This window comes from Streptomyces sp. NPDC088746, assembly GCF_044751065.1.
Taxonomy (GTDB): Bacteria; Actinomycetota; Actinomycetes; order Streptomycetales; family Streptomycetaceae; genus Streptomyces.
The window spans coordinates 216,618-231,108 of record NZ_JBIVLA010000001.1 but is presented as its reverse complement, the minus strand read 5'-3'; the positions used below and the strand labels follow the sequence as shown (position 1 = coordinate 231,108).

The following is a 14,491-nucleotide window of genomic DNA, read 5'->3' as shown; positions in this document are numbered from 1 at the left end:
GCCCGTACGTTCCGGCGGGTATGAGCGGACAACTGGTACGTGAGGGACACACAGGGACGGGGCCGGGCGCGATCACACCGGACGGCTGTGCGGTCGAGCTGTACGCCCGCATGTCCGTCGGCAGCGAACCCGAGGTGATCGCCTCGGCGCTGCGGCCGGGAGCGAGCGTGCTCGAACTGGGATGCGGGGCCGGCCGGGTGACGCACCCCCTGGTCGCCCTGGGCTTCGACGTGACAGCGGTGGACGAGTCCGCGCAGATGCTGGAGCACGTGCACGGAGCACGCACGGTCCAGGGCCCCATCGAGACGCTCGACCTCGGCGAGGAACGGTTCGACGCCGTGGTGCTCGGGTCGTTCCTGGTGCACACGAGCGATGACCGGGTCAGGGAAGGGCTCCTCGGGACCTGTCGCAGGTATGTGAAGGACGACGGCGTCGTGCTCATCCAGCGGGAAGGCGCCGACTACCACTCCGATGTGCCCCGGGAGAGGGAGGACCGGGCCGCGGGCTGCACCATCCGGATCCTCTCGTCGGACCCCGTCGGCGACGGGGTGCACGAGGTGCGCGTGGAGTACGTCTTCGAGGACGCCCGGTGGACGCAGACCTTCCGGTCGCGGGAGCTGTCCGTGGAGCGGTTCGAGGCGCATCTGGAGGAGGCCGGGCTCGTCGTCGGCCGCTACCTCACCCCGGACGGCGTCTGGGTGCTGGCGCGGCCCCGGCAGCCCTGAAAGAAGGCACATCGGGGGCCGTGGGGCGATGAGTTCCGGAGACCGGTGCGGTCTACCTCTCCGTAAGCGCCGGGAAGCACGGCGGCAGGAGCCGCACCGCGTGCCGGCGCACGTCACGCACCCACCACGCCCTCCGAGGAGACCTCCATGCCCGAAGCCGTCGCCGCCGCCTCGCTCGCCGCGCCGAATGCCCCCTCCGCGCCGCGCCGCCGCGTGGCCTCCGCCGCCCTGACCGGGGCCCGTGTCGTTCTCGCGCTGTTCCTGGGCTTCAGCGCGGTGGCCAAGCTCGTCGCCCACGCGTCGGCCGTCGAGTCCTTCGACAGGATGGGCTGGGGCAGCGGGGCGATGTACGCGATCGGGGGTCTGGAGCTGGCGGGCGCGCTGGCCCTGCTGATCCCGCTCCTCGCGGGAGTGGCCGCCATCGCCCTCGTCGGGCTGCTGGCCGGTGCGTCCGTCGTCCAGCTGACGCTGCTCGACCCCCCGAACGCGGTCATGCCCGCGCTGCTCATCGTCCTGGTCGTCCTCATCGCCCGGGACCGCCGGGAGCGGACCCGGGAGCTGTTCGCGCTGCTCCGCGGCCAGGGGCGGACGGCCCGCGCCGGTCAGTGGACGAAGCTGTAGCTGCGCCAGGGCAGGGCGCGCGCGGCGTTGGTGTCGGAGAACGTGGTGGCCACGTAGGCGGTCCCCCGGCCGGAGCAGTCGCGGGTGGTGTAGAGAACCATGTCGACCATGGTCCGGTTGTCGACCTTCCCCGAACCGGCCGGGTCCATCGTGTGACAGCCCTTCACCGAAGGGCTGTGCACGGTGACGACCTCGTCCTTCTCGGTGGTGTAGGACACCGGCCCCACCGCCGTGCGCCCGAGGCCGGAACAGCCCGTGGCGGCCAGGGCGATCAGGACCGCACCGGCGGCGATGCCGGTACGTCGGCGGAGAACGGTGGGGGGCGCGGTGACGGACATGGGCGAATCCTCGTCTGCTCGTCCGGCTCATCGGTACGTCACAGAGACGTGCTGGCGCTGCCACCCTGCCCGGTCCCCGGGGCGCCGGCATCCGGTGCGCGGCCGGCCGGGGCCACTGGCACCCGGACGGGGGTTCGAAAGTGTGCGTACCGGGCATATCGTGTTAATAGGGCGTGATGGGTGGGTGCGGTGACGCATCCCGGAGTCAGGGGGCCGTGATGGTCCAGGTTCTGTTGGTCGTACTGGTGGCCGTGCTCGCGGGCGGCCTGCTCTACGGCATGGCCGCGGCCCGGGTGGTCAAGCAGTACGAACGGGGTGTCGTGCTCCGGCTCGGCCGGCTCCACGACGCGGTGCGCCCTCCGGGCTTCACCATGATCGTCCCGGGCGTCGACCGGCTCCGTAAGGTGAACATGCAGATCGTGACGATGCCCGTGCCCGCCCAGGACGGGATCACGCGCGACAACGTCACGGTGCGGGTGGACGCGGTCATCTACTTCAAGGTCGTGGACCCGGCGAGCGCGGTGATCCAGGTGGAGGACTACCGGTTCGCGGTCTCCCAGATGGCGCAGACCTCCCTCCGGTCGATCATCGGTAAGAGCGACCTGGACGATCTGCTGTCCGACCGCGAGAAGCTGAACCAGGGTCTTGAACTGATGATCGACAGCCCCGCGGTGGGCTGGGGTGTGCAGATCGACCGGGTCGAGATCAAGGACGTGTCGCTGCCCGAGACGATGAAGCGGTCCATGGCCCGGCAGGCCGAGGCCGACCGTGAGCGGCGCGCGAGGGTCATCAACGCCGACGCGGAGCTGCAGGCCTCGAAGAAGCTCGCCCAGGCGGCGCAGCAGATGTCGACCCAGCCGGCGGCTCTGCAACTGCGGCTGCTGCAGACGGTGGTCGCGGTCGCGGCCGAGAAGAACTCCACGCTGGTCCTGCCCTTCCCGGTGGAGCTCCTCCGCTTCCTGGAACGGGCACAGCAGGGGCAGGAGCCGCGGCCGCCCGTGGGTGCCGGGCAGCCGGACCCGGAACAGCCCGAGGAGCCGTCCACCGCGAAGGCGCCCGTCATGGATCCTTCGGTCACGGAGCAGACGTTCACGGACCGGCCGCTCCCGGACGCCCCCCTCACCGACGGGGCCGCGGAGCCGGACGGGGTGCCGGAGTTCGACCCGGAGGCGCTCCCGGAGCTCGATCCGGAGGAGCCGCCCGGCCGCTCCCGGACCAGGCCCTTCACCCGTCACTGACACGGTTGTCCGCCCGTCCCACCTGGGGAGACACGGCCGGGGCGGGCGCTGTCACACCCCCCGCCTAGACTCGCGAAGACAGGAGAAGTGCGAGCGGACCGAGGCGGGAGGGGACGGTGGACATGACGCGGCAGGCGCAGGACGTCACCATCGACCGGCTGCTGCGGTGCGCGGCGGTCTTCCTGCCGGCAGCGCTGCCCCGCGACGGCCGGATCGCCTTCTGGGACCCCGAAGAAGCCGTCGGCCTCCCGGAGCCCGACGCGGTGCCGCCCGCCGGCGGGCCCGCGTGCGCCGTCACCGAGCTCACGGTCGCCGTCCGGCACGGCACGGACGGAGCCCGGACCCGCACCGTGCCCGCCGTCGTGCTTCCCGTCGGGGACGCGGTGCCCCTGCTCGCGCGCGCCAGGCACCGCGCCACGGCCCATCCCGCCACCCGCGCGTGGGGAGCGGCGGCTCTGCACGCCCTCACCCTCGTGGCGCGCGGCAGGCTCCTGCCCGGACTGACCGCCGACGACCACGACGCCTGGCGGGCAGGACCGCGCGACGCGGAGGACATCGCCCATCTCAGGGCCGTCGCCGCCTCGATGCCGCCCGAGGGCCACGCAGTCCCGCTGGACGGGACGCCCTCGCGCGTCCCCGAGCCCCGTGCGCTGCTCGGCGCCTTCCTCGACTCCGTCGCCGACACCCTGCCCCGGACGCCCGCCGCCGCCCACGCCATGGGTGCGCCGTTCGCCGCCCCCGGAGGACAGCACCTGCCGGACGCCCGCGCCTGGGCCGTCGAGGTGGCCGCCGGCCTCGACGCGGGGGTGCGCGTCTCGCTCCGGCTCGACCTCTCCGCGTACGACCTCTTCGACTCCTCCGGCGAGGACGCCCGGGCGGACGCCGGGGACGAGGAGACGCCCCGCACCCCGGCCGGCACGCGCCACGCCGCCGCCGCCATCACCCAGGTGCACAGCCTGGCCGATCCGACGTACGTCACCGACGCGGCCACGCTGTGGAGCGGCGGGGCGGGGGAGCCCTTCGGACCGCGGGCCCGGATCGACGCCGTGCTCGCGCTGCGCCGCGCCGCCCGCGTCTGGCCACCGCTGGAGAGGCTGCTGGACCAGCCCGTCCCCGACGTCCTCGCCGTCACCGAGGACGAGCTCCACGAGCTGATCGGCGCGGCCGGAGCACGGCTCGCGGCGGCAGGGGTGGCGGTCCACTGGCCCCGGGAGCTCGCCCGCTCGCTCACGGCGGCGGCCGTCGTCCGCCCCGCGCCGGGGTCCGCCACCGACGGCACCTCCTTCTTCGACGCCGAGCAGCTCTTCGCGTTCGACTGGCAGCTCTCCCTGGGCGATGACCGGCTCACCGAGGCCGAGATGGACACCCTGGCCGAGGCGCACCGGCCGGTGGTGCGGCTGCGCGACCAATGGGTCGTCGTGGATCCCGCGCTCGTCCGTAAGGCACGTAAGCGGGAGCTCGGTCTCCTGGACCCGGTGGACGCGCTCGCCGTCGCCCTCACGGGCACCGCCGAGGTCGACGGCGAAGAGGTCGAGGCCGTGCCGGCCGGCGCCCTCGCCGCGCTCCGCACGCGCATCCTGGACGAGGACGCCACCCTCCCGGCGCCGCCCGGTCTCGACGCCACCCTCCGGGACTACCAGCTCCGCGGCCTGGCCTGGCTGGACCGCATGACCTCCCTCGGCCTGGGCGGCTGTCTCGCCGACGACATGGGCCTCGGCAAGACGATCACCGTCATCGCGCTGCATCTGCACCGCGCGCATGCCGCGCCCACGCTGGTGGTCTGCCCCGCCTCCCTCCTCGGCAACTGGCACCGTGAGATCAACCGCTTCGCACCCGGCGTCCCCGTGGGCCGCTTCCACGGCACCGACCGCACCCTCGGCGGCTCCGACGGCGGCTTCGTCCTCACGACGTACGGCACGATGCGCTCCAGCGCGGAGCAGCTCGCCGCGCACACCTGGGGGCTGGTCGTCGCCGACGAGGCGCAGCACGTGAAGAATCCGCACTCCTCGACCGCCAGGGCACTGCGCACCATCCCCGCCCCGGCCCGTGTCGCCCTGACCGGCACCCCCGTCGAGAACAACCTCTCCGAGCTGTGGGCGCTGCTCGACTGGACCACCCCGGGCCTGCTCGGCCCGCTCAAGGCCTTCCGCTCCCGGCACGCCAGGATCGTCGAGAACACCGGCACCGCCGCCGGCCTGGGCAACGACGAGGCCGTCGAGCGGCTCTCCCGACTGGTCCGGCCCTTCCTGCTGCGCCGCAAGAAGTCCGACCCGGGCATCGCGCCCGAGCTTCCGCCCAAGACCGAGACCGACCACCCCGTCTTCCTCACCCGGGAACAGGCCACGCTCTACGAGGCGGCCGTCCGCGAGACGATGGCGTTCATCGAGCAGTCGGAGGGCATTGCCCGCCGCGGCCTGATCATGAAGCTCCTGGGCTCGCTCAAGCAGATCTGCAACCACCCCGCGCAGTATCTGAAGGAGGAGCCGACCCGGCTCACAGGGCGCTCCGGCAAGCTCGCCCTGCTCGACGAGCTCCTCGACACCATCCTCTCCGAGGACGGTTCCGTCCTGATCTTCACCCAGTACGTGTCGATGGCCAGGCTCCTCGCCGCCCACCTGGCATCCCGCGCGATCCCCTCCCAGCTGCTGCACGGCGGCACACCGGTGCCGGAGCGGGAGCGGATGGTGGACAGCTTCCAGTCCGGCGAGGTCCCCGTCTTCCTGCTCTCCCTCAAGGCGGCGGGCACCGGACTCAACCTCACCCGGGCCGCCCACGTCATCCACTACGACCGCTGGTGGAACCCGGCGGTCGAGGAGCAGGCCACCGACCGCGCGTACCGCATCGGCCAGACCCAGCCCGTGCAGGTGCACCGGCTGATCGCCGAGGGCACGGTCGAGGACCGCATCAGCGAGCTGCTGGAGTCCAAGCGGGCCCTCGCCGACGCGGTGCTCGGCTCCGGCGAGGCCGCCCTCACCGAGCTCAGCGACCGTGACCTGGCCGACCTCGTCTCGCTCCGGAGGACGTCATGAGCCCCGGTGGGAGCCCCGCGGCCCGCCCGGGCCCCGACGATCTGCGGCGCACCTTCGAAGCGGTGCCCGCCCGCGCCTCCGAAGGGTCCTTCGCGGACAGCTGGTGGGGCCGCGCCTGGGTGGACGCCCTGCAGTCCCTGTCGATGGACGAGGGCCGGCTCGCCCGCGGCCGTGCGTACGCCGACGGAGGCCACGTCGCCGCGGTCACCGTCACCCCGGGCCGGGTCATCGCCTATGTCCACGGCAGCCGCCCCCGCCCCTACCGCGCGGAGCTCCGCCTGCGTACGCTCTCGGCGTCCGACTGGGACACCTTCCTGGACGCCGTCGCGGCCCGGCCCGGACATCTGTCCGCGCTCCTGGACAAGGAGATGCCGCACTCCCTGGTCGACACGGCGGGCGAGACCGGTATCCGGCTGCTGCCCGCCGCCGGTGATCTCGACCCGGACTGCTCGTGCCCTGACCGCGGCTGGCCCTGCAAGCACGTGGCGGCGCTCTGCTTCCAGACGGCACGGCTGCTGGACAGCGACCCGTTCGTCCTCCTGCTGATGCGCGGGAGGGGGGAGCGCGAGCTCCTCGAAGAGCTGGGCCGGCGCAACGCCGAGCACTCCGCGCGCGAACGGCCCGAGACCCCCGCCATGCCCTCGGTCGCGGCCGAGGAAGCCCTCGCCGACCGCTTCCTGCCGCCGCTGCCCGCACCCCTGCCCGTGCCGCCCCACCCCGGTGAGCCGCCGTCCTACCCGGAGCTGCCCGGCGCGCCTGACCCGCTCGGCCTCGATCACCTCGCCACGGACGCGGCGGCCCGCGCCCATACGATGCTCACCACCGGGGAGGACCCGCTCGCCGGGCTCAGCACCTGGCAGGACGCCGTCCGGATCGCCGCCTCCCGCCCCACCGCCGGGCTCACCGCCACGACCCGGGCCCTCTATCGCGAGCTGGCCTTCGCCACCGGCCGCAGCACGACGGACCTGGCACGGGCCGTCGCCGCGTGGCGGCAGGGCGGCGCGGAGGGGCTGGAGGTCCTGGAGACCCCGTGGGACCCGCCGGCCGGCCCGTTCGACCGGGCACGCCCCGCCCTCGCCGCGGCCGACCACCCGCGCTTCCAGCCCTGGCGCAACCACCTGACCAACGCCGGCGGCACCCTCCAGCTCCGCTTCGGCCACGACAGCCGCTGGTACGGCTACGAATCCGAGCCGGGCGAGGACGACTGGTGGCCCCGCGCGACGCCGGACCCCGACCCGGTCGCCGCCCTCACGGCCCTGCGCGGCTGATGCGGGGCCGTCAGCTCTGCAGGAACACCAGCAGCACGATGATCAGGACCGCGCACAGCGGAAGCATCACCCAACGCGCCTTGCGGAAGGACTCGTTCTCCTGATCGGTCCGTCCGCGGGAGGCGTCGTGGGCGGAGGCCAGATGCTCCCAGGCCATGTCGTCGATACGCCGCATGGTCAGCAGCGACGGGGACCAGCCGCAGTGCGCGCAGACGAGGAAATCGCGGTACGGGTCGTACCGGAAGTCCCGCTCGACGTTGACCGTGAACACCTGGTCCCCGGGGCCGATGGCGGTGAAGTGGCGTATGGCCGCACCCATGTCGCTTGCTCCCTGCTCGTGTCCGTCCGTGAGCGCCGGTTCGTGAAACCCGGCGGCGGAACAGTAGCGAACACCCGGAGGACCGGGCCGGGCCGGCCTAGGGTCGGCAGGTGACGCGACATCGCATCGTCGCGCCAGCTGACGACAGGGGGCGGACATGGCCGGGAAACCGGTGCCGGGCGCGGTGACATGGGGGCTCTTCGCCGCATGGGCGGTGCACGACGCGGAGGAGCTGGCCACCATGGCCCGGTGGGCCGCGAGGGCCCGGCCCCGTCTCCAGGCGCGTTTCCCGCAGGTGCCGGACGCGGTGTGGCGGCGGATGGACCTCTCGCAGCGTGAGGTGAACACCGCCATCGGCCTGATGGCCGGGGTGGTCGCCGCGGCTTCGGTGGCCGGTGCGCGCACGGGAGGCCGCAGCCCCTTCTTCGGGACCGTCCTGTTCGGGTTCGGGCTGCACGGGGCGGTCCACCTGGCGCAGTCCGCCGCCTACCGCGGCTACACCCCAGGCGTCGTCACCGCCCCGCTGGTCGTCATTCCGTACTCCGTCTGGGCCGTGCGACGGCTGGCGGCGGCCGGTGTCCCCGTCGGGGGAGGGCGCTCGGCCGCCGCGGGCCTGGCTCTGTTCCCGGTCGTCGCCGGCGGGGTGCAGGGGCTCGCACGTCTGCTGAGCCGGCGCTGAACGGGCAAGGGACGTCCGGGTCTCAGAAGTCGGCGAGGGTGCGTTCGTCGAGCCTGGCCACCGAGTCCTGTGCGTAGGCCCTCTCGTACGCGGTGCGGATCCGCTCGATCTGAGGGTCGCGCAGACGGGCCTCCGACGCGGGGTACAGCAGGATCAGCTCGTACGAACGCTCCCGCTCGATCACCCCGTTGGAGTCGCGCCACTGCCCCCGGCCCTCCTGGACCGTGAGCCCGTCCGGGAAGGCGGGCGTGACCGTGCGGTCGACGAACGACCGGAACTGCTCACCCGTCACATCGGGCCCGCCGTCCGGGCGTTCCGTGCCGAAGAACAGGCGGGTCTCCACATGGGCCGTGCCCCGCGCGGCGGGCGCCGCCGCTGCCGCGGGGACTTCGTCGCCGAGGGTGGCGTACGCGATCGGCGTCCCTCCGGCCAGCACGGCGGCGGCCGCGACGGCCGCGGTGAGCGCGGTGCGCCTGCCGGAACGCTTCGGACGCGGCTCGGGCGGTGTGCTCGGACGCGGCAAGGTGCTCTCCCCTGAACGGTCGGACGAGGTCGGCGCCCACCGTGGCACGAGGGCACCGCTCCCACGCGGCGGGACATCCCGGTCGAGGCCGAACCACCCGTAATGGTGAGCCGCTACGCGCCTGTTGCCGCGGCGCCGGGGAGGGAGACCCCGCGGCCTGCGAAGAAGCGCTCGAAGGCCGGCAGCGGAAGGCCGGCCGCGCGGGTCGCGGCCGTGGTCCCCGAAGGGTTGTGGAAGTGGACGCCGGCCCCGTCCGCCGTTCGGGAGGTCAGCAGCACCAGATGGCCACCGCGCCCAGGAGCCGGCCGCTCCGGGTGCCGGATCCCGTAGTGCACCGAGGCCATCACCCTGCGGCCCTCGTCCAGCAGCTCCAGGATGCCTGCGGGGGAGAGGTCCCGGTGGACGACCGCGTCGAGCCCGTGGACCTCGGACACGTACCGGGCGAAGGGGGCGTAGACCAGCCCCTTGATCACCCCGTCGGCGTCCTCCGTGTACGCGTCGTACTTCAACGCCCCGTCCCGCAGGGCGAACAGGGGCGGCGCACCGGCGCCGAGCGCCATGCGCAGGCAGGCCATACCGCACAGATGGCCTGCCCAGCGCGCGTACTCGGAGGCCGACGCGGCGCCCGAGTCCGCCCAGCGGGGGTCCCCGGCCGGATCGAGCCCGCCTTCCACGATCGCCTCCACCAGGCCGGGCGAGGCGAACTGCGTGTGCACGGGCGTGCGGCAGGTCGTACAGGTCACTGGCGGTATCCGTTCAGGAAGCGGCCGATGCGGCTGATCGCGGCGTCCAGGTCGTCGGCGTGCGGGAGGGTGAGGATGCGGAAGTGGTCCGGGCGCGGCCAGTTGAAGCCGGTGCCCTGCACCACCTGGATCTTCTCCCGCAGCAGCAGGTCCAGGACGAACCGTTCGTCGTCGACGATGTGGTGGACCTTCGGGTCGATGCGCGGGAAGGCGTACAGCGCACCCTTCGGCTTCACGCACGACACCCCGGGGATCTCGTTGAGGCGCTCCCAGGCCCGGTCACGCTGCTCGTGGAGCCTGCCGCCCGGGGCGACGAGCTCCCGGATCGACTGCCGGCCGCCGAGCGCCGCCTGGATCGCGTACTGCGCCGGGGCGTTGGGGCAGAGACGCATGGAGGCGAGCATGGTGAGCCCCTCCAGATAGCTGCGGGCGTGCTGCTGCGGGCCCGACACCACCATCCAGCCGGAGCGGAAACCCGCCACACGGTACGTCTTGGACAGCCCGCTGAAGGTGAGGCAGAGCAGGTCGGGAGCCAGCACCGCCACGCTGTGGTGCTCGGCACCGTCGTACAGGATCTGGTCGTAGATCTCGTCGGCGAACACCATCAGCCCGTGCCGGCGCGCCAGGTCGAGCATGCCGTCGAGGACTTCGCGGGAGTAGACGGCGCCCGTCGGGTTGTTCGGGTTGATGATCACCATGGCCCGGGTGCGGTCGGTGATCTTCGAGGCCATGTCGGCGAGGTCGGGGCTCCAGTCGGCCCCCTCGTCGCAGGTGTAGTGCACGGCCCTGCCGCCCGCGAGCGTGGTGACGGCGGTCCACAGCGGGTAGTCGGGGCTCGGGATCAGGATCTCGTCGCCGTCCTCCAGGAGCCCTTGGACGGCCATGGAGATCAGCTCGGAGACCCCGTTGCCGAGGAAGATGTCGTCCACGTCGACATCGGCCAGTCCCATCGCCTGATAGCGCTGCGCGACGGCCCGGCGCGCGGACAGGATGCCGCGCGAGTCGGTGTAGCCGTGCGCCTGAGGGAGCATCCGGATCATGTCCTGGACGATCTCTTCGGGGGCCTCGAACCCGAACAGCGCCGGATTGCCCGTGTTGAGGCGGAGCACGCTGTGGCCCGCCTCCTCGAGGGCATTGGCCTGCTCGATGACCGGGCCCCGGATCTCGTAGCAGACCTCGTTCAGCTTGCTGGACTGCCGGAACTCCATGCGGTGCCTCCCCGACCCTGAATATGCGTTACTTGGTTTTACCAAGCTCGGGCTTGGAAAGTCCAACAACATGTCTAGACTGCGTCGCATGCCACGTCAGCAGCAGCCCGCACGTCCCGTCCGCCGCCGGAGCTACGACCAGTTCTGCGCCACCGCCCGTGCCCTCGACTCCGTCGGCGACCGGTGGACCCTGCTGATCGTCCGTGAACTGCTGGCCGGGCCGCGCCGCTACACGGATCTGCACGCCGATCTGCCGGGAGTGAGCACGGATGTGCTGGCCTCCCGGCTCAAGGACATGGAACAGGGCGGCCTGGCCGTGCGCCGCCGCCTGCCGCCCCCGGCGGCCGTCGCGGTCTACGAACTGACCGAGCACGGGCGCGGACTGCTCCCTGTCCTCACCGCGCTCGCCGGGTGGGGCGCGCCCGCGCTCGGCGAACGCCGGCCCACGGACGCGGTCAGGGCCCACTGGTTCGCCCTGCCGCTGCTGCGGGCCATGGACGGCCTCACCCACAGCGGTGTCGTCGAAGTCAGGCTTCCCGAGGGCGAGTTCCACATCCGCGCCGGTACGGAGGCGACGGAAGGGGAGGTGTACGGCTACGGCCCCGCCGACGCCCCGGACGCCTGCCTCGTGCTGGACGCGGAGGCCGTCCTGACCATCGGGCGCGGTGGGAGCGCCCTCGCCGAGACCGTCAAGGAGGGCCGGGCCGAGGTCCTGGGCGAGAGCCCGCTCGCCGTCGAACTCCGTGGCGGCGGCTGACCGCGCCGTCCGGAGCCGGCCGCCGGGGGAGCCCGCCCGTGAGCGGGCTCCCCGCGCGCCCGGTCCGTCAGACGGCGGCGGTCTCCCCGTACGCTCCGAAGCCGGAGACGACGAGCCCGTTCCGGAAGGTCAGCACCTCGTACACCCGGCCACCGATCTGGTTGCGGTAGTCGATCACCAGCGCGTCGACGCCCGCGCGCACGTCCATCACCTCGAACTCCAGGTCGGGGATCTTCTCCAGTCCGGCGGCCCAGTACGCGCGCAACGCCGCCTTGCCGTGCAGCGTCCCGGCCGGGGAGCCCGTCAGCCGGGCGATCATCGGTGAGCTGAAGGTCACGTCCTCGTCGTAGTGGGCGAGGATGCGGTCCAGGTCGTGGGAGTTCCAGTCGTCCTGCCACCGGGAGGCGAAACGACGGGCGTGTGCGAGATCCATACGGATGATGATGCGACAGGGCGATGATGGATGCGTGCACTTTGAACCCATCACCTGGGAACGGCTGGCCCGCGCCCTCGCCGCCCATGCCGACGGACTCGGACCGGCCGACGGCGGGCCCTGGCTGAGGATCGGTGTCGACGGCGCCCCCGCCGCCCGCCCCGAGGAAGCCGCCGCCCACCTCGCCGAGGCGCTGCGGGCGCGCGGGCGCCCGGTGCTCACCGTCTCCACGGGTGGCTTCCTGCGACCGGCCAGCCTGCGCTACGAATACGGCAAGGAGGACCCGGACTCGTACGCCGACAGCTGGTTCGACACCGGGGCGCTGTGGCGCGAGGTGTTCCGCCCGCTCGAGGCGGGCGGCAGCGGACGGGTCCTGCCCGATCTCTGGAACCCCGCGACGGACCGGGCGACCCGCAGTCCGTACCAGGTGCTGCCCGAGGGCGGGGTGCTGATCCTGCACGGGCCGCTGCTCCTCGGGCACTGGTTCCCGTTCGACCTCGGAGTACATCTGAGCCTCTCACCGGGAGCGCTGCGACGGCGTACGCCGGAGAGCGAGCGGTGGACACTGCCCGCCTTCGCGCGGTACGAGGACGAGGTCGCCCCGGCCGGCCGGGCGGACGCCGTCGTACGGGCCGACGACCCGCACCACCCCGCCTGGACGGGGCTCGGAGGCTGAAGCGAGGGGTCGTCACACTGGGCGGCCCCCGACCGTCGCGACCGCTTCGGCTCCTGCCCGGCAGCCCGCCGCAGCCGCCGAGACCTCGTCCGCACCGGCGATGAGGGCCGCCAGGAAGCCGCCGGTGAACGCGTCCCCCGCGCCTGTCGAGTCGACCGGGGCGCCGGCCTCCCCGGCGGGCACACGCGCGGTGACCGTGCCGTCGGCCGCCAGCAGCACGCCCCGGTCCCCGAGCGTGACCACGACCCGGCCCACATGACGGCTCAGCTTGGCCGCGGCGTCCGAGGGGTCCGGCAGCCCCGTCAGCTCGCGTGCCTCGTCCGCGTTGGGCAGCAGCAGATCGACCCCCTCGACCAGGTCCAGGAACGTGGCGGCGCCCAGTGCGGCGAGGAATCCGGCCGACGCCGGATCCACGCTCACCGGGACACCCCGCAGCCGGGCCTCCCGCAGCGCCAGTGCCGCCGTCGCACGGCTCGTCGGCCCGAAGAGGAGATAGCCGGACAGATGGAGCCGGGCGGCACCGTCGAGCAGCGAAGGAGACCAGTCGCCGGGCGAGAGGCGCAGGACCGCCCCGCTGTCGGTGAGGAAGGTACGTTCGGCCGAGGAGTCGACCAGGGCCACCACCGTGCCGGTCGGAGCGTCCTCGTCCACGCACAGCAGGGGGCGCACCCCGGCCCGGCGCAGCGCGTCCCGGTGCCAGGCCGCGGACTCCGCCCCGGCCCGGGCGAGCAGCCGGACGTCCCGGCACCCCGAACGCACCGCCCAGCAGGCCACGTTGGCCCCCGCACCGCCCGGCAGTGTGGCGATCCGCGCGGGCGTGTCCGTGCCGCGCAGCGGAGCGGAGGTGTGCCGTACGACCACATCGGTGACCACCTCCCCGACCACGAGCAGACCGCCCACGGCGGCGCGGCCGGTCCCGCTCACCGGCCGGCCGCGGCCACGGCGATCCGCGCGGCCAGCCGTACGTTTCCGCGTACGGCGGCGAGATTGGCCTCCAGGGACGCCCCGCCGGTCTCCCGCATCAGATACTCCAGCAGGAACGGGGTGACCGCCTGCCCCGTGACCCCCCGCGTCCGGCAGGCGTCCAGGGCCCCGGCGAGCACCCGGTCGTGCACCGCCGGGTCCAACTGCTCCTCCTCCGGTACGGGGTTGGCGACGATCAGCGCCGCGGGCGGGCCGCCCAGCCGCGTCCCGGCCCGCATCACCTGCGCGACGTCCTCGGGCGTACGGACGGTCCAGTCGACCCGCACGCCGGAGCTGCTCAGGTAGAAGCCGGGGAAGTACTCCGTCCCGTAACCCAGCACGCCGACACCGAGGGTCTCCAGGCGCTGAAGTGTCGCGGGCACGTCCAGGATCGACTTCACGCCCGCGCACACCACCGTGATCCCCGTCCGGGCGAGCAGCCGGAGGTCCGCGGACTCGTCCTGCGTCTGTGTCCACTCGCGGTGTACGCCGCCGAGCCCGCCGGTCGCGAAGACGCTCAGACCGGCCCGCGCCGCGAGGAAGGCGGTGGCGGACACGGTGGTGGCGCCGCTCGCGCCGAGGGCCAGCGCGGGCGCGAGGTCACGGTGGCCCAGCTTGCGTACGTCCGGGTCCCCGGCGACCCGCTCCAACTGGGCGCCGTCCAGACCCACATGAGCGCGGCCGTCCAGCACGGTGACCGTGGCGGGGACGGCGCCGGCCTTCCGCGCCAGCGCCTCCAGTTCCCGGGCGACGTCGAGGTTGCGGGGGCGCGGCAGCCCGTGCGCGATGATCGTCGACTCCAGGGCGACCACGGGACGTTGTTCTTCCAGGGCCTCCCGCACCTCCTCGGAGAGTACGGGCGTGCTCCGGCCGGGTTCCTGCGACAGGGGTGCCGATGGATTCTGAGGCATGCCCCATCTCTGTCGCGGGCCCGGGCGCCGCAAACCTGCGACGGCCCGGCTGTCGGGCGG

16 protein-coding genes are annotated in these 14,491 nt (G+C 73.4%); 8 read left to right on the top strand and 8 right to left on the bottom strand.

Going from position 1 to position 14,491, the window contains the following annotated elements; genetic code table 11:
* The first annotated feature begins 20 nt into the window (after positions 1-20).
* Both ACIP63_RS01105 and ACIP63_RS01100 read left to right on the top strand, forming a co-directional pair.
* Positions 21-725 (top strand): class I SAM-dependent methyltransferase, encoded by a 705-nt coding sequence (locus ACIP63_RS01105; RefSeq protein WP_401510254.1) that lies wholly within the window; start codon positions 21-23, stop codon positions 723-725.
* Between the two features lie 147 nt (positions 726-872).
* Positions 873-1,346 carry a DoxX family protein gene (locus tag ACIP63_RS01100; protein ID WP_401510252.1) on the top strand — a complete coding sequence of 158 codons (474 nt, stop codon included), beginning with the start codon at positions 873-875 and terminating at the stop codon, positions 1,344-1,346.
* Here the strand turns inward: ACIP63_RS01100 and ACIP63_RS01095 are convergent.
* Positions 1,328-1,684, bottom strand: a complete 357-nt coding sequence (locus tag ACIP63_RS01095) for a hypothetical protein (RefSeq protein ID WP_401510250.1) — start codon at positions 1,682-1,684, stop codon at positions 1,328-1,330. The genes ACIP63_RS01100 and ACIP63_RS01095 overlap by 19 nt on opposite strands.
* A gap of 218 nt (positions 1,685-1,902) precedes the next feature.
* Here ACIP63_RS01095 and ACIP63_RS01090 point away from each other — a divergent pair, with 218 nt between their 5' ends.
* The 3 genes from ACIP63_RS01090 to ACIP63_RS01080 all read left to right on the top strand — a co-directional run bounded on the left by ACIP63_RS01090 (position 1,903) and on the right by ACIP63_RS01080 (position 7,219).
* Positions 1,903-2,922, top strand: coding sequence for an SPFH domain-containing protein (locus ACIP63_RS01090; RefSeq protein ID WP_401510248.1), 1,020 nt, complete (start codon positions 1,903-1,905; stop codon positions 2,920-2,922).
* Positions 2,923-3,044: 122 nt separating this feature from the next.
* Entirely contained in the window at positions 3,045-5,951 is a 2,907-nt protein-coding gene (locus ACIP63_RS01085; RefSeq protein ID WP_401510246.1) for an SNF2-related protein, read from the top strand.
* On the top strand, positions 5,948-7,219 hold the full coding sequence (locus tag ACIP63_RS01080; RefSeq protein ID WP_401510244.1) for an SWIM zinc finger family protein: 1,272 nt from the start codon (positions 5,948-5,950) through the stop codon (positions 7,217-7,219). Before ACIP63_RS01085 ends, ACIP63_RS01080 begins: the two co-directional genes overlap by 4 nt.
* 10 nt (positions 7,220-7,229) lie before the next feature.
* On the opposite strand, the gene ACIP63_RS01075 is transcribed toward ACIP63_RS01080, so the two are convergent.
* A complete protein-coding gene (locus tag ACIP63_RS01075; protein ID WP_401510242.1) occupies positions 7,230-7,538 on the bottom strand; it encodes a hypothetical protein in 309 nt (102 codons plus the stop codon).
* Between the two features lie 157 nt (positions 7,539-7,695).
* On the opposite strand from ACIP63_RS01075, the gene ACIP63_RS01070 reads away from it, so the two are divergent.
* On the top strand, positions 7,696-8,217 hold the full coding sequence (locus ACIP63_RS01070) for an HXXEE domain-containing protein (protein WP_401510240.1): 522 nt from the start codon (positions 7,696-7,698) through the stop codon (positions 8,215-8,217).
* Positions 8,218-8,239: 22 nt separating this feature from the next.
* Here the strand turns inward: ACIP63_RS01070 and ACIP63_RS01065 are convergent, their stop codons facing one another.
* The 3 genes from ACIP63_RS01065 to ACIP63_RS01055 all read right to left on the bottom strand — a co-directional run bounded on the left by ACIP63_RS01065 (position 8,240) and on the right by ACIP63_RS01055 (position 10,691).
* Positions 8,240-8,740: a DUF3574 domain-containing protein gene (locus ACIP63_RS01065; RefSeq protein WP_401510238.1), complete on the bottom strand. Its 501-nt coding sequence runs from the start codon at positions 8,738-8,740 to the stop codon at positions 8,240-8,242.
* Between the two features lie 113 nt (positions 8,741-8,853).
* Complete coding sequence (locus ACIP63_RS01060; protein WP_401510235.1) at positions 8,854-9,483, bottom strand: peptidase; 630 nt, start codon at positions 9,481-9,483, stop codon at positions 8,854-8,856.
* The gene (locus tag ACIP63_RS01055; protein ID WP_401510234.1) at positions 9,480-10,691 is read right to left on the bottom strand and encodes a pyridoxal phosphate-dependent aminotransferase; all 1,212 of its coding nucleotides are present in this window, start codon (positions 10,689-10,691) and stop codon (positions 9,480-9,482) included. Before ACIP63_RS01055 ends, ACIP63_RS01060 begins: the two co-directional genes overlap by 4 nt.
* Positions 10,692-10,761: 70 nt before the next feature.
* On the opposite strand from ACIP63_RS01055, the gene ACIP63_RS01050 reads away from it, so the two are divergent.
* The gene (locus ACIP63_RS01050) at positions 10,762-11,448 is read left to right on the top strand and encodes a winged helix-turn-helix transcriptional regulator (RefSeq protein ID WP_401510232.1); all 687 of its coding nucleotides are present in this window, start codon (positions 10,762-10,764) and stop codon (positions 11,446-11,448) included.
* Between the two features lie 67 nt (positions 11,449-11,515).
* Here the strand turns inward: ACIP63_RS01050 and ACIP63_RS01045 are convergent, their stop codons facing one another.
* Positions 11,516-11,881: a nuclear transport factor 2 family protein gene (locus tag ACIP63_RS01045; RefSeq protein WP_401510230.1), complete on the bottom strand. Its 366-nt coding sequence runs from the start codon at positions 11,879-11,881 to the stop codon at positions 11,516-11,518.
* Between the two features lie 34 nt (positions 11,882-11,915).
* On the opposite strand from ACIP63_RS01045, the gene ACIP63_RS01040 reads away from it, so the two are divergent.
* Positions 11,916-12,557 (top strand): uridine kinase, encoded by a 642-nt coding sequence (locus ACIP63_RS01040; RefSeq protein ID WP_401510228.1) that lies wholly within the window; start codon positions 11,916-11,918, stop codon positions 12,555-12,557.
* Positions 12,558-12,569: 12 nt separating this feature from the next.
* On the opposite strand, the gene ACIP63_RS01035 is transcribed toward ACIP63_RS01040, so the two are convergent.
* Both ACIP63_RS01035 and ACIP63_RS01030 read right to left on the bottom strand, forming a co-directional pair.
* Positions 12,570-13,481 carry a carbohydrate kinase family protein gene (locus ACIP63_RS01035; protein ID WP_401510225.1) on the bottom strand — a complete coding sequence of 304 codons (912 nt, stop codon included), beginning with the start codon at positions 13,479-13,481 and terminating at the stop codon, positions 12,570-12,572.
* Positions 13,478-14,431 carry a pseudouridine-5'-phosphate glycosidase gene (locus ACIP63_RS01030; RefSeq protein ID WP_401510223.1) on the bottom strand — a complete coding sequence of 318 codons (954 nt, stop codon included), beginning with the start codon at positions 14,429-14,431 and terminating at the stop codon, positions 13,478-13,480. Before ACIP63_RS01030 ends, ACIP63_RS01035 begins: the two co-directional genes overlap by 4 nt.
* Positions 14,432-14,491: the final 60 nt, after the last annotated feature.

Coding starts and splice junctions, on each gene's coding strand:
- ACIP63_RS01105 (WP_401510254.1), top strand. CDS start 21: ATGAGCGGACAACTGGTACGTGAGGGACACACAGGGACGGGGCCGGGC.
- ACIP63_RS01100 (WP_401510252.1), top strand. CDS start 873: ATGCCCGAAGCCGTCGCCGCCGCCTCGCTCGCCGCGCCGAATGCCCCC.
- ACIP63_RS01095 (WP_401510250.1), bottom strand. CDS start 1,684: ATGTCCGTCACCGCGCCCCCCACCGTTCTCCGCCGACGTACCGGCATC.
- ACIP63_RS01090 (WP_401510248.1), top strand. CDS start 1,903: ATGGTCCAGGTTCTGTTGGTCGTACTGGTGGCCGTGCTCGCGGGCGGC.
- ACIP63_RS01085 (WP_401510246.1), top strand. CDS start 3,045: ATGACGCGGCAGGCGCAGGACGTCACCATCGACCGGCTGCTGCGGTGC.
- ACIP63_RS01080 (WP_401510244.1), top strand. CDS start 5,948: ATGAGCCCCGGTGGGAGCCCCGCGGCCCGCCCGGGCCCCGACGATCTG.
- ACIP63_RS01075 (WP_401510242.1), bottom strand. CDS start 7,538: ATGGGTGCGGCCATACGCCACTTCACCGCCATCGGCCCCGGGGACCAG.
- ACIP63_RS01070 (WP_401510240.1), top strand. CDS start 7,696: ATGGCCGGGAAACCGGTGCCGGGCGCGGTGACATGGGGGCTCTTCGCC.
- ACIP63_RS01055 (WP_401510234.1), bottom strand. CDS start 10,691: ATGGAGTTCCGGCAGTCCAGCAAGCTGAACGAGGTCTGCTACGAGATC.
- ACIP63_RS01050 (WP_401510232.1), top strand. CDS start 10,762: ATGTCTAGACTGCGTCGCATGCCACGTCAGCAGCAGCCCGCACGTCCC.
- ACIP63_RS01045 (WP_401510230.1), bottom strand. CDS start 11,881: ATGGATCTCGCACACGCCCGTCGTTTCGCCTCCCGGTGGCAGGACGAC.
- ACIP63_RS01030 (WP_401510223.1), bottom strand. CDS start 14,431: ATGCCTCAGAATCCATCGGCACCCCTGTCGCAGGAACCCGGCCGGAGC.